The sequence below is a fragment of the Paenibacillus sp. 01T431 genome (genome assembly GCF_056398625.1).
Genome location: NZ_JBFTPT010000019.1, coordinates 1 through 13,149 on the forward strand (window position 1 = coordinate 1; position 13,149 = coordinate 13,149).

General features: G+C 41.7%; 11 protein-coding genes and 4 tRNA genes. All 15 read left to right on the top strand.

The window, feature by feature from the left end; all coding sequences use genetic code 11:
- Window positions 1-74: 74 nt before the first annotated feature.
- The 15 genes from AC1DM9_RS27895 to AC1DM9_RS27965 all read left to right on the top strand — a co-directional run bounded on the left by AC1DM9_RS27895 (window position 75) and on the right by AC1DM9_RS27965 (window position 13,135).
- A tRNA-Gly gene (locus AC1DM9_RS27895) sits at window positions 75-149 on the top strand.
- A gap of 7 nt (window positions 150-156) precedes the next feature.
- Window positions 157-230: transfer RNA gene (locus tag AC1DM9_RS27900), tRNA-Cys, on the top strand.
- 24 nt (window positions 231-254) lie between these two features.
- A tRNA-Arg gene (locus tag AC1DM9_RS27905) sits at window positions 255-331 on the top strand.
- Between the two features lie 13 nt (window positions 332-344).
- Window positions 345-426 (top strand) — tRNA-Leu (locus tag AC1DM9_RS27910).
- A gap of 158 nt (window positions 427-584) precedes the next feature.
- Window positions 585-1,541 carry an ABC transporter ATP-binding protein gene (locus AC1DM9_RS27915; protein ID WP_477551939.1) on the top strand — a complete coding sequence of 319 codons (957 nt, stop codon included), beginning with the start codon at window positions 585-587 and terminating at the stop codon, window positions 1,539-1,541.
- Window positions 1,534-2,289, top strand: a complete 756-nt coding sequence (locus AC1DM9_RS27920; protein WP_477583356.1) for an ABC transporter permease — start codon at window positions 1,534-1,536, stop codon at window positions 2,287-2,289. Before AC1DM9_RS27915 ends, AC1DM9_RS27920 begins: the two co-directional genes overlap by 8 nt.
- A 45-nt stretch (window positions 2,290-2,334) precedes the next feature.
- Complete coding sequence (locus AC1DM9_RS27925; RefSeq protein ID WP_339207450.1) at window positions 2,335-2,715, top strand: GntR family transcriptional regulator; 381 nt, start codon at window positions 2,335-2,337, stop codon at window positions 2,713-2,715.
- 7 nt (window positions 2,716-2,722) lie between these two features.
- Entirely contained in the window at window positions 2,723-3,421 is a 699-nt protein-coding gene (locus tag AC1DM9_RS27930; RefSeq protein WP_477511599.1) for an ABC transporter ATP-binding protein, read from the top strand.
- On the top strand, window positions 3,418-4,173 hold the full coding sequence (locus AC1DM9_RS27935; protein ID WP_477511598.1) for a hypothetical protein: 756 nt from the start codon (window positions 3,418-3,420) through the stop codon (window positions 4,171-4,173). The genes AC1DM9_RS27930 and AC1DM9_RS27935 overlap by 4 nt, the downstream gene beginning before the upstream one ends.
- Window positions 4,174-4,338: 165 nt before the next feature.
- Complete coding sequence (locus tag AC1DM9_RS27940) at window positions 4,339-6,090, top strand: sensor histidine kinase (protein ID WP_477511597.1); 1,752 nt, start codon at window positions 4,339-4,341, stop codon at window positions 6,088-6,090.
- Complete coding sequence (locus AC1DM9_RS27945; protein WP_477511596.1) at window positions 6,083-7,696, top strand: helix-turn-helix domain-containing protein; 1,614 nt, start codon at window positions 6,083-6,085, stop codon at window positions 7,694-7,696. The genes AC1DM9_RS27940 and AC1DM9_RS27945 overlap by 8 nt, the downstream gene beginning before the upstream one ends.
- A 174-nt stretch (window positions 7,697-7,870) precedes the next feature.
- Window positions 7,871-8,794 (top strand): ABC transporter permease, encoded by a 924-nt coding sequence (locus AC1DM9_RS27950; protein ID WP_477583437.1) that lies wholly within the window; start codon window positions 7,871-7,873, stop codon window positions 8,792-8,794.
- 50 nt (window positions 8,795-8,844) lie between these two features.
- Window positions 8,845-9,783 (top strand): carbohydrate ABC transporter permease, encoded by a 939-nt coding sequence (locus tag AC1DM9_RS27955; RefSeq protein ID WP_477583359.1) that lies wholly within the window; start codon window positions 8,845-8,847, stop codon window positions 9,781-9,783.
- 86 nt (window positions 9,784-9,869) lie between these two features.
- Window positions 9,870-11,417 carry an ABC transporter substrate-binding protein gene (locus AC1DM9_RS27960; RefSeq protein WP_477583361.1) on the top strand — a complete coding sequence of 516 codons (1,548 nt, stop codon included), beginning with the start codon at window positions 9,870-9,872 and terminating at the stop codon, window positions 11,415-11,417.
- A gap of 134 nt (window positions 11,418-11,551) precedes the next feature.
- The gene (locus tag AC1DM9_RS27965) at window positions 11,552-13,135 is read left to right on the top strand and encodes an ABC transporter substrate-binding protein (protein ID WP_441879405.1); all 1,584 of its coding nucleotides are present in this window, start codon (window positions 11,552-11,554) and stop codon (window positions 13,133-13,135) included.
- The last annotated feature ends 14 nt before the right edge of the window (window positions 13,136-13,149 follow it).

Consider the following 13,149-nt stretch of genomic DNA (forward strand, 5'->3'; position numbering starts at 1 on the left):
AGCCAAGCGGTAAGGCAACGGACTTTGACTCCGTCATTCTCAGGTTCGATCCCTGAATCCCCAGCCATTTATATGCGGAAGTGGCTCAGCGGTAGAGCATCGCCTTGCCAAGGCGAGGGTCGCGGGTTCGATTCCCGTCTTCCGCTCCATTTATTTGGCGCCATAGCCAAGTGGTAAGGCAGAGCTCTGCAAAAGCTCTACCCCCAGTTCGAGTCTGGGTGGCGCCTCCACAGATTTCTTTTTGCAAAAAATATGTGCCCTTAGCTCAGCTGGATAGAGCGTTTGACTACGAATCAAAAGGCCAGGAGTTCGAATCTCTTAGGGCACGCCATCTTTACTGAAATGCCGATGTGGCGGAATGGCAGACGCGCGCGACTCAAAATCGTGAGGGAAACCGTGGAGGTTCGAGTCCTCTCATCGGCACCAACTTTTCTAACACAAACTCTTAAGATCATTATGATCTTAAGAGTTTTTTTGTGTTTTAGTTTTATAATAGGCAAAATCGACCTGAAAATTGCCCCTTTACATCTATTTAGACCTAGTGTACTATTTAACTAGAACACTAAGACGATGGAGGTAAGGAAATGATGAAATCATCTTCTGAAATAAAGGGAACAATCCCCGTACTTTCTTTAAAAAATGTAACCAAACGTATTGGAGGCAAAGCAATCGTAGATCGAATGTCATTTGATATTCACAAGGGAGAAATCGTAGGGTTGCTTGGGCCAAATGGTGCAGGCAAAACAACGACAATCCGAATGATTGTTGGTTTGATTCAAATGTCCGAGGGTGATGTGCTTATTCAAGGAAAAAGCATACGTAATGATTTTACAGGAGCCATTAGGCATATCGGAGCTATTATAGAAAATCCCGAGTTTTATCCATATATGACAGGGTATGATAATCTAAAGCAATATCAGAGAATGTCATCAGGCATTACGGAAGAACGGATAAAAGCAGTTACGGAGCTGGTAGGTTTAGAGGCAGCAATGAACAAGAAAGTAAAAGCATACTCTCTTGGAATGAGGCAGCGTCTAGGCATTGCACAAGCACTATTAGACAATCCATCGTTGTTAATACTGGATGAACCAACTAATGGCTTAGATCCAGCAGGCATTCGTGAAATGAGGCAATATTTGCAAAGAATAGCAGTCCAAGAAGGGATATCGATTCTTGTATCGAGTCATCTGCTCTCAGAAATGGAGCTCATGTGCAGCCGAGTCGTTGTTATTCAAGAAGGTAAATATGTGACTCATCGTTCACTAAGCGATAAGGAAGAGCAATCCAAGCAACTATCCGTTGTTGTTCGTGTAGATGATATTGAGCGAGCAAGCCAGATTTCTACAAGTATAGATGGGGTTGAAGTTATTCAGCTTTTAAAAGATAGCAACGAGCTTGTATTAGCTCTTCAGAATGAACTTATTCCTCAGGTTGTAAGCAAGCTAGGGGAAGACAATATTAAAATTTATCGAATCACTGAAACGAAGATATCACTGGAAGACGAGTTTTTGAAATGGACTGGAGGTAGTCGCATTGCTTAATTTTAACGGACTAGTATTAAATGAATGGTTGAAAATGTCAAAGAAACGCAGCTTCTTCATTGCATACGCAGTAATGCTCCTTACGATTGTAGGTTTCACCTATTTAATCTGGAAAATGTCTGGCGATCAATATCCAACTATGCTAGAATTTGCTGGATCGATCATGGCAACAAATGGAGTCGGACAGATCGTAACGATTGTAGCCATTATTTTCACAGCTGGTATCGTCGCAAAGGAACATCAATTAGGAACCGTTAAGTTTTTGCTCATACGAGCTCATGGTAGAAGCAAAATTTTAGCATCAAAATATACAGCAGTTATATTTTTTGTTTGTTCGCTCATCATTTTCACAATAGCTGCTGCTCTTGCAGCAGGAGGAATCGCATTTGGATTTGAAGCGACAGGGGAAGTATCCTGGTTGGATGTTGCGAAATCAATGTTATTTCAAACGGTTTATACAACCATCTATGTAACTTTAACGTTTATGTTCGGCATTTTAACAAGATCATCTGGAGCGACAATAGGAATAGGCATGACTGCTGTCTTATTGGAAGGCTTAATGAAAATGTTATTATCAAGCTACGATTTCTCCAAATATCTACTCTTTATGAATACAGATCTATCGTTATTTACAGGTAATGAATCGTCATCTGGCGGAATGTTATTCCCGAGTGTTGTGTGTGCAGCATATGTGTGTTTGTTTTTGGTCATTAGCTTTGTTACGTTTAAAAAACGGGATATTGCCTAACATGCAACGTTTTCGAGTGGGCAGTTGAGGGGAGAAGGACATATTGTGAGCATAGAATTTGATAATAATTTGCCAATCTACTTGCAGATCATGAATTATATTAAGAAAGAAATTGTCATTGGCAAGTTGAAGGCTGGGGATAAAATACCGGCGGTACGAGAACTTGCATTAGAACTACAAATCAACCCGAATACGATACAACGAACCTTTCAGGAGCTTGAGCGAGAACAAATCGTTGAAACGAAGCGCGGGCTTGGCCGATATGTCACTAGTGAGGAGTCGAAAATAATGGATATCAAAAAAGAAATGGCAGGAGATTTGCTCGGTCGCTTTATTCAAGGGATGCAGGAGCTGGGCTTTGCAAATAACGATATCGTAACGATCGTTTCACAAGCGGTAAAAGAAGAAGATAAAGAAAAGGAGTGATAGGACTGTGGAAAGCATTTTGAAGCTGACTGAGGTATCAAAGTCATTCGCCGGCAAGAAGGCGCTAGACCAAGTATCACTCACGTTGGCGCCTGGCAAGATTGTTGGTCTGTTAGGAAGCAATGGCAGTGGCAAAAGCACATTGATGAAAATAGCTGCAGGACTCATTCATCCAGGTTCGGGCACGGTAACGATTAACGGGCAACTTGTAAGCAACGAGACAAAAGCAATTACATCTTTTATGCCAGATCAACCGCTCACAGAGAGCTGGATGCGGGTAGAGGACGCAATAGATTTTTACAAGGATTTTTATGCCGATTTTGATCATAAGAAAGCAGATGAAATGCTTGCTTTCATGAATTTGAATAAACGCGATCGGGTAAGCGCGTTATCTAAAGGGATGAATGAACGTCTTCAGCTTACACTGGTATTATCACGAAATGCGAGGCTGTATTTGCTTGATGAGCCAATCGGAGGCGTAGATCCAGTAGCAAGAACGAAAATTTTGGATGCGATTGTTAACTACTATAACGAAGAAAGCAGCTTAATCATTTCAACCCATCTTGTACGCGATATTGAGCGGATCTTCGATGAAGTTGTTTTCATACGCGAGGGTAAGATTGTATTGCAGGATGAGGTAGAAAATATACGACTGACTCACGGTAAAAGCGTTGATGAAATGTTTAAGGCGGTGTTTGGGGAATGATTAAGCTGTTGAAATACGATTGGAAGCGAAGCAACGATGGTATCCTCAGCACGCTTGCAATCTTTATCATACTAGAAGCAGCGTTCAGTATTACGGGATTGACGCGCAACTGGGATGAAGGTCTTATTACTGCGTTTAGTATTTTCGGCTATGTAATGGTCTTTATCTTGTTGTTCATCCATTGCTGTCGGACGTTTGAACGAAACATTAAATCCTACAGCCGGCGCTTACTGCCGCTGCACCCAATCAATGGAATAGGTGCTGCTATCCTTCTAGGCTGGATCATCATGCTGCTCGTTTTGATTATAGCAGCTATTCATATCGCGATCTTCATTGCTTTTTCGGATATGGATATTCAATATTTTAAAGAACATGTTTCTTTAGAGAACGGCGCTTTATTCGGAATGGTAATAAGCTATATTTGGATGTACACCTCCTTTATGCTCTCGATTCTATGTTCCATTACAGTGGCACGCAGCTTCCGAGTGAAGCATTCTACATGGATCGGGATTGTCTTTTTCTTTGGAGTACAAAGCATTGCTTCTTGGTTAACGTATCAGTTATTTGACCAAAGAGAAGGTATGATGGGTATAGTTTCAGTCAATGTACCTCAATCGAATAGCGGATCAGTAACCTTTGGTTCATCATTTAATGTGGATTTTTTATTCGGACCATTTTTACTGGATTTAGCGTTTACTTTAGGTTACTTGTTTCTAATGATTTATTTGTTAAAAAAGAAAGTCGAGATTTAAAAAAGAATGACGTTGGCGCATGTGGGGTGAAAATCCTATATGCGCTTTTTTATGTTTTAAATAGATTTGAAAAAAGGGTAGGCATATCGATTTTAAGTGATTTCAAGAAAACGCTTTAAATGGTAATATGATTATGATTCAATCGATATTAGGGGGAAGCGGAGCGTGAGGTTCGGTAAATCGATTAGAACTCGTCTTATTATTGGGTTTATGGCAGTTATGCTGCCGGTAGTTATTTATATGCTCATTAACAACAGTTACTCACGTGAGATCGTTCGAGAGAAAGTATCTGAGACCTATCGAAACACACTCGATATTTACGTGGGGCAAACGGATCAAAATCTATTGCAGATTAATGATTATCTTTATAAAATGTCAGTGCTTGATACCGACGTAGGTTTGCTAATGTCCTTCCCTATGGATAGTGACGGTTATACGTTAACGAAAATTAGAATTGATGGGAAGCTAAATCGCGACGTTGGTGTCTATAATCTGATTGATGCTGTATTTCTATATCACGATAAAGATATTATTTTTGGAACAAAAAGCGTATATAACGATACAAAAAAAATAATAAAGACGCATATGGATTCAATGACAAAGGAAGAAAATCTGCTTATGAATGATCAACATTTATGGGAGGTCAGAGCAGATGAGCGGTTGCCAGGGAAGTTTTTTTTGATTAATTTCATTAAGGTGTCAGATGATTTATACGTCGGCGCAATCATTAAAGTACAGGATATAAACAGAATGTTATCGATTCAATGGAGTGACGGAGATATCGGCCATAACGGCATTTATTTACGCGCTGGCGATCAACTTGTTCAGTCATTGACGGAAAACTTAGCGCCGCTGGAACTCAGCTATAAAATATCGAAGAAACCGTATGAATCGCTAACTGATCGAAATACAGGCGAAACCTATCTTGTTATGAATAGAATGAGCGAAATGGTGGATATCGCTTATCGAGTCGTTATACCAGAGCGGACGCTGCTGCGTAATTTATTATTTTTTAGAAATGCGACGTTGTTTGCTCCAATTGGGTTTCTAGCTATTTTGCTTATTTATTTGTTCTTTATGAGGAATATGCTGTTTAAGCCGCTGCATGAGCTTATTCTAGGAATGAAGAAAATCTCTTTAGGAATGCTGGATGTTAGATTGAAGAAAAACAAATCGCTTGAATTTGAGTTTCTAGGAAACACCTTCAACATCATGGCTGAACAAATTAAAACCTTGAAAATTGATGTTTACGAGGAGCAGCTCCGCGTGAAGCAAGGAGAGCTTAAGCAGCTCCAAGCGCAAATTAATCCGCATTTTTATATGAACAGCTTAAATATTATTTATAATTTAGCAGCATTAGGCGATACGGAATCGGTGAAAAAGATGTCGCTGCATCTCGCTGATTATTTCCGATTTATTATGAAAGCCAATCGGGACACGATTACACTTAAGGAAGAACTAATGCATATCGAAAACTATATGACGATTCAAAAGATTAGGTTCCCTGAGAAGCTGCAATGTACCTATGAGGGAATCGATGACATTTTGCATTATCCAATTGCTGCATTAACCATTCAGCCTTTTGTAGAAAACTCCATCATTCATGGGTTCAAAAACAGGCGGCAGCTTTTCCAAATCAAAATATGTGCGGAAATGGACTCCGAGCATGGATTTACGTTATCGATCAGCGACAATGGTACGGGCTTTAGTCCTGAGGTGCTGGAGAAGCTGCAAAACAAAGAACCGCTGCAGGAAGGGGAATCGAGCAGCTTAGGCATCATGAATGTTATTCATAGACTACAGCTGCTGTATGGCGAGCGGACATCAATTACTTTCCGCAATCAAGCGGAGGGCACTGGAGCAATTGTCGTTATCGTATTTCCTAAGCTTACGGAGGGAGTGAAAGCAGTTGTATAACTTATTGGTTGTAGATGATGAGGAGATAGCAATTCGAGGCATCGTGAATGGCATAGACTGGTCAACGCTGCCGATTGCGAGTATTTATACGGCTATAGATGCGGAAGAGGCCCAGGCGTTGCTGACTGCGCATACGATTCACATTATGATATCGGATATTGATATGCCAAATCAAAGCGGAATCGAATTGCTAGAGTGGGCGAATGAGCATTCCCCTTCCAGCGTAACAATCTTTTTGACCGGTCATGCGGATTTTAAATATGCGCAGCAGGCGGTTCAGCTTGACTGCTTCGATTACTTGCTCAAGCCGATTGATCATAACGCTCTAAAAGCATGTGTGAATGAGGCGCTGGAAAAAGCTCGTGATTTGGAGCAGCTGGCAAAAATTCGCGGGACTTACAACTTATTTTATGAGCAATGGAGCAAGCAGCAGCCTATATTAATTGAGCGGTTCTGGCAAGATATCATTCACTATCGTTTATCAGCGGCATCGCAGCAGCTCAATTTCTCATTGCAAACCTATGGTTTACCGCTTGAATCGGACAGTTTGATTCGCGTCGTGCTTATCAGCATCGAGCAGTGGCGGGAGGAATGGTCGGCCCGTGATGAGGAGATCATGACATATGGTATTAAGAATGCAGCTGAAGAGATCGTGCTTCAAGGTGAATCTGGCCATATTGTTCAAGATGGCAGCGGGATTTTATATGCAATATTTTATAGTGGAGTGTTCGATGACAAGCAAGGCAATAATGATCTGCATGCCAGATGCAAAACATTTATTGATCAATGTAAAACGATGCTGAATTGCTCGTTATCCTGTTATATAAGTGAAGCAGCGGAAGTGAAGCAGCTCCGTACTACAATACAAACGCTGCTTACCTTAGAGAGAAGCAACGTCAGCAATACTTGTGCGATTATAATGGAGCGTGATCATACACAGAAGCAAGGACTGAATACACTTCAGCAAGCCCCCTTCGCTGACTGGGCACTATTGCTGGAGTCCGGCAAGCAGACGGAGTTGTCCTTGCGAATAGATGAATGCTTCGACCAGATGTTAGAGCTGAAAGTTGATTATACCCATATGGCATCGTTTTATTATGGATATATGAATATGGTGTTCCAATGGTTGAATAAAAAGTCGGTACAAATGACGGACGTGTTTGTACATAGAGAATGGGAGGTAGGCGAGAACATTCTCAAATCATTGCCGCGCATGCGAACATGGACACAGCAATTGAGCCAGCAGATAACGGACTATGCCAACCAAAACGGCAAGGACGTGTCACAAGTTGTGGAGAAGGTTCAGCGCTACATGGAAGAGCATATGGGAGAGGAATTCAGTCGTGAGCAAGCGGCAGAGTCTGTTTATTTGAATCCAGCTTATTTATCTCGTTTGTTCCGAAGGGAAACGGGTTACTCTTTAACGGATTATTTGGTTCGAATGCGTATAGCTAAGGCGAGAATCGAGCTTGAAAAAACAAATAACCGAATAAGTGATATTGCCATAAACGTGGGATATAGTAATTTCTCGCACTTTTCTAAGCTGTTTAAGAAAACGACAGGGCTTACACCGCAAGAGTATCGTAAAAACTTTCAGGATGTATGATTGAAAAGTCACTGTACCGTTAATATGGTCACGGCGCCGACAGATGTCGGCGTCTTTTTTTTATACAATTATACCTAGATGAAACACAAGAGTTTTAGAAAGAGGAGGGGGAAGGCGTTGGCGAAACATACGTCGGAAGCGATAACAACAGCTGCCTATATTCCGAAGAGTTCAATGAAAAAAATGTCTCAACTCCGTATTTTTCGCAAGTATTGGATGTTCTACCTAATGATGCTGCCAGCCATCGTATTGCTGCTGCTGAACAATTACATTCCGATGTTCGGAATCATAATTGCGTTCAAAAACATTAATTACGCGGATGGAATATTTGGAAGCGCCTGGAGCGGGTTAAGAAATTTTGAGTATTTGTTCAAAACGTCAGACGCTTGGATCATTACAAGGAATACGCTGCTGTACAACTCAGGTTTTATTGTATTGAACTTGGTATTCCCGCTCTCTTTTGCGATCATGCTTAATGAAATCAGAAGCCGTTTTCTCGCTAAGCTTCATCAAACGATTATGTTCCTGCCCTACTTTTTATCGATGGTCGTCATTAGTTATTTGGTCTATGGCTTCTTGAGCGATCAGCATGGGTATTTGAACACTTCGCTGCTGCCGGCGCTTGGACTTGAACAGGTTCAATGGTATTTCACCCAGAAAGTATGGCCTTACATTTTGCCAATCGTTAACACCTGGAAAAGCATGGGGTACTTTACCGTCATTTATATGGCAGCCATCATTGGCATAGATGATGAGTATTACGAAGCCGCAACCATAGACGGAGCAAGCAAGTGGAAGCAAATGACGAGTATTACGATCCCGCTCATCATGCCGATCATTACGATTATGACGCTGCTCCAGATCGGAAAAATATTTAACGCGGATTTCGGTTTGTTTTTCCAAGTGCCAAGAGAATCGGGTGTGTTGTTCCCGGTAACGAATGTTATCGACACCTATGTTTATCGCACATTCCTAACGGTTGGTGATATTGGCTTATCCTCAGCGGCAGGGTTGCTGCAATCCGTAATCGGCTTCGCATTAGTATTTTTCTCGAATTGGGTGGTCCGCCGAATTAATAAAGATAATGCGTTATTTTAGAGTCGTGCAATCGAAGTATATTTACGAAAATTTTGTTTGGAGGTGATCCTATGGAAGCAGCTGAGATTGAGAAAATACCTTCCGGATCTAATATCAAAAACCAATTATCACTTCCGGCTTCTCTAGGCATCAATATATTTTTTATAGTGTATTCGTTGCTTTGTATCGTACCGCTCATTTTAATTATTATGGTTTCGATCTCCGATGAAAGTACAATTGTCAGGGAAGGGTATCAATTTATTCCATCAAAGTTTGATTTGGCAGCGTACCAGTTCCTATTTAAGGATGCTACCCAAATTTTTCGATCCTATGGTATCTCTATCTTTGTAACGATTGTCGGAACTTCACTTAGCTTAATGATCATGGCGCTGTACGCTTATCCAATATCCAGATCAGACTTTCCTCATGCCAAGTTTTTTACCTTCTTCGTATTTTTTACGATGCTTTTCTCAGGGGGCTTAGTTCCTTGGTATCTCGTATATGTTCAAATGCTCGATTTGAAGGATACGATAATGGCTCTTATTGTACCGCTTTTAGTTGCTGCGTTTTTTGTTCTAATCATTCGAACGTTTTTCCAAACGACCATTCCTGTTGCCATTCTGGAGTCTGCAAAAATTGATGGAGCGGGAGAGCTGACGATCTTTTTCAAAATTGTTTTGCCGTTATCGCTTCCGGTACTTGCCACAGTAGCACTCTTCCAGACGTTAACGTATTGGAATGATTGGTTTCTCAGCCTTGTGTTTATAACGAAGGAATCGAACATAACTGTTCAATACCTCATGTATAAGACGATGCTGAACATTCAGTTTTTAGCTAATAACAGTACGGCGGCGGCGGCTATTATTGCGGCTGGAGGCACCTTTAAGTTTCCGAGCGAGACRGTTCGTATGGCAATGGTTGTTGTTGGAATCGGTCCTATCATTTTTGCATACCCATTCTTTCAAAAATATTTTGTAAAAGGGCTGACTGTCGGCGCTGTAAAAGGTTGAATTCATGGCTATCAGCAATCATACGGCTGTAATCGGCAACGCCGATTTAGCATATAATCCAAATTTTTGAGGGAGGTCCACCCGCTATGAAGCAAGTTAAACAAAAAACATCGATGCTTCTTCTCATGCTGATGTCCATCGTACTGATTGTATCCGCATGTTCAGGAAACAACGGGAAAAACAACGCAGAGCCAACAAAAGCGCCAGCTGCCGAAACGGATAAACCAGTCACTAAGGATGAAGAGCCGCCAGCATCAGATTTGAAGCCATATCAGATTTCTCTCGTATATCCTGGCACACCGCAAACGGATGAGAAAAAAGTAGAAGAAGCACTCAACAAGCTGCTTACTGAAAAAATCAACGCAACGATTGATCTCAGGCCAATTGATTGGGGTGCATGGGATGATAAAATCAATTTGATGGTTGCTTCGAGGGAAGAAGTGGACATTGTGTTCACGGCGCAGTGGAATGGTCATGCTAAATATGTTGCCAAAGGCGCATTTCTGGATCTAGGTGAGCTGATTGATAAATACGGTCAAGGCATTAAAGATTCATTAGACCCTGCGTTTCTGGAGGGGGCAAAAATTAGCGGCAAAAACTACGGTGTTCCAACGAACAAGGAACTCGCGGCTGCTGGCGGAATCGTCTACCGCAAAGATGTTACCGATGAGCTCGGCATTGATATGAGCAATGTGAAAACACCAGAAGATCTTGATGCTGTATATGCCGTCGTTAAGGAGAAAAAGCCGGAATTAATTCCGCTGTATACAACGGCAGGCGCTTTCAACTCGCACTTCTTCGCCAATTACGACTTCTTGGGCGATTCAACGATTCCTGGCGCCATTCTTAAAGATAAAGACGATACTAAAGTGATGCCTATGGAGCAGCTTGACCGCTACAAGCAATATTTAAATCTGACTCGTGACTATTTCAAGAAAGGCTACATTAATGCAGATGCTGCGACTACACAAGTTGCTTCAGCAGACGCTTGGAAGGCAGGCAATGTATTCTCTACGATTGAGCCAATGAAACCAGGCAAGGACGCAGAGATTGCAAGCGCTTCTAACCTGACTGGGAAGCTTGCTCAAATCATGATGACAGAAAAAACAGTCGCCACATCTGAAACTGCTGGTTCGATGCTAGGTATCTCTTCCACTTCTAAGGACCCAGACCGTGCGATGATGTTGATTAATTTGCTTCATACTGACAAGGAAATCAATAACTTGCTTAACTTCGGTATTGAAGGCGACCATTATACACGCAGTGGAGAAATCATAACAGCTACAGGAAATACAGCTAACTATAACCCAGGCTCGGCTTGGATGTTCGGCAGTCAGTTCTTGAACTATGTTTGGAATACAGAGGACCCAGATAAGTGGGCCAAATTTAAAGAGTTCAACCAAAATGCGAAGGTTTCTCCAGGCCTTGGTTTCGTATTCGACAGCGAGCCAGTGAAATCGGAAGTTGGAGCATTGGCAAACGTAATCCGTCAATATCAAAGAGCGCTTGAAACAGGCTCGGTCGACGTCGATAAAACGTTAGCTGAATATGATAAGAAATTGAAGGAAGCAGGCGTTGATAAAGTGGTTGCGGAGAAACAAAAGCAATTTGATGCGTTCCTAGCCAGCAAGTAAACAACCTGTTGTTACGATCAATGAAACCCGCGCCTTCTAAAGGCGCGGGTTTTTCTTGCTTGCAATTTTTTGTGTATTCCTTACAATTAAGCTAACAAATGCAATTCATCCATGCAGTAGGGGGCTATGCGGGTATGACTCGATCGATGTACCATTTGATGCGTGCAAGGATGCTCCTGCTGACCTGCTTCTTTCTAGTCATAGCTTGTTCAAATGAATCAGGCACAGAACCGGCATGGAGCAACAGTGAAGCCAAGAGCCAACTTGAAATCAATAATGAAAGCGTTTCATTGGATACGGGAGAAATGGATGAAGCTGATAACTCTGACATTCATCAATTAAAAGCGTACACGCTTAAGTTTGTATATACAGGTGCACCGCAGAAAGATGAAGAAGAAATAGAAGCGGCCATGAATGACTACTTATTAACGAAAATAAATGCAAAAATAGACCTCATTCCAATTGACTGGGGACCGTGGGACGATAAAGTCAATCTGATGATCGCATCACGTGAAAAGATTGATATTTTATTTACAGCGCAATGGAATAAACACGCGATTAATGTGTCAAAAGGTGCTTTTTTAGTCGTTGATGAGCTTCTAGATCAGTATGGTCAAGGCATTTTGCAATCGCTTGACCCTGTATTTCTGGCAGGCGCCAAGATTGAGGGACATAATTATGCCGTTCCAACAAACAAGGAGCTTGCTGCGCAGGGAGGCATTATCTATCGCGCGGATATAGCTGAAGAGCTTGGAATAGATATGACTAAAGTGAAAAGTATAGAAGACTTAGATGAAGTTTATCAGATTGTCCGAGAGAAAAAGCCGGAGATCACACCCCTTTATCTGAAGATGGGGGAATCATTTAATACACATTACATTGGGAATTTTGATGCATTAGGAGATACATCGATTCCTGGGGTCATTTTGAAGGATGGAGAAAGCACTAAGGTTTTGCCTGCCTATGAAGTGGGACGTTATATAGATACACTGCACGTAACACGCAAGTTTTTTCAAAAAGGGTACATTAATAAAGATGCGGCTACGAATCAGACGATGAACAGCGAGGCGCTGAGATCCGGCGATGTTTTTTCAATAACTGGCGCATTGAAGCCCGGCAAAAGTGAAGAGCTGGCGATTCAGACGGGTATGATTGGAAAGCTTGCACAGCTGCCGTTAAATGTGAAGACGATAGCAACGTCAGAGACCGCGGGGGCCATGCTGGCTATCTCTTCGACCTCACAAGATCCAGCGCGAGCGATGATGTTTATTAATCTGCTGCATACGGATGTTTATTTAAACAATTTATTGAACTACGGAATTGAAGGCAGGCATTATATAAAGGTTAGTGAGAATGTGATTAGGCCTACGGAGTATACGCAAAATTATAATCCAGGAACCACTTGGATGTTCGGCAATCAGTTTTTAAATTATGTATGGGAAAGTGAAGACCCAATGAAGTGGAATAGCTTCAAACAATTTAACCAAGAGGCAAAAGTTTCACCAGGTCTTGGCTTCGTATTTAATGGAGATACGGTAAGGGCTGAAGTAGCTGCGGTCGGCAATGTGGATAGGCAGTACCAAACTGCGCTTGAAACAGGATCTGTAGATGTGGATAAAATACTGCCCGAGTATATCGAGAGGCTGAAAGCGGCTGGTATCGAGAAAATAATAGCGGAGAAGCAAAAGCAATTCGATCAATTTCTTACAAGCAAATAAGCCTTCAAAGCTTA

Excerpts from the sequence above, each read along its gene's own strand:
- AC1DM9_RS27915 (WP_477551939.1), top strand. The coding sequence starts at position 585 with ATGATGAAATCATCTTCTGAAATAAAGGGAACAATCCCCGTACTTTCT.
- AC1DM9_RS27935 (WP_477511598.1), top strand. The coding sequence starts at position 3,418 with ATGATTAAGCTGTTGAAATACGATTGGAAGCGAAGCAACGATGGTATC.
- AC1DM9_RS27950 (WP_477583437.1), top strand. The coding sequence starts at position 7,871 with ATGAAAAAAATGTCTCAACTCCGTATTTTTCGCAAGTATTGGATGTTC.
- AC1DM9_RS27960 (WP_477583361.1), top strand. The coding sequence starts at position 9,870 with ATGAAGCAAGTTAAACAAAAAACATCGATGCTTCTTCTCATGCTGATG.
- AC1DM9_RS27965 (WP_441879405.1), top strand. The coding sequence starts at position 11,552 with ATGACTCGATCGATGTACCATTTGATGCGTGCAAGGATGCTCCTGCTG.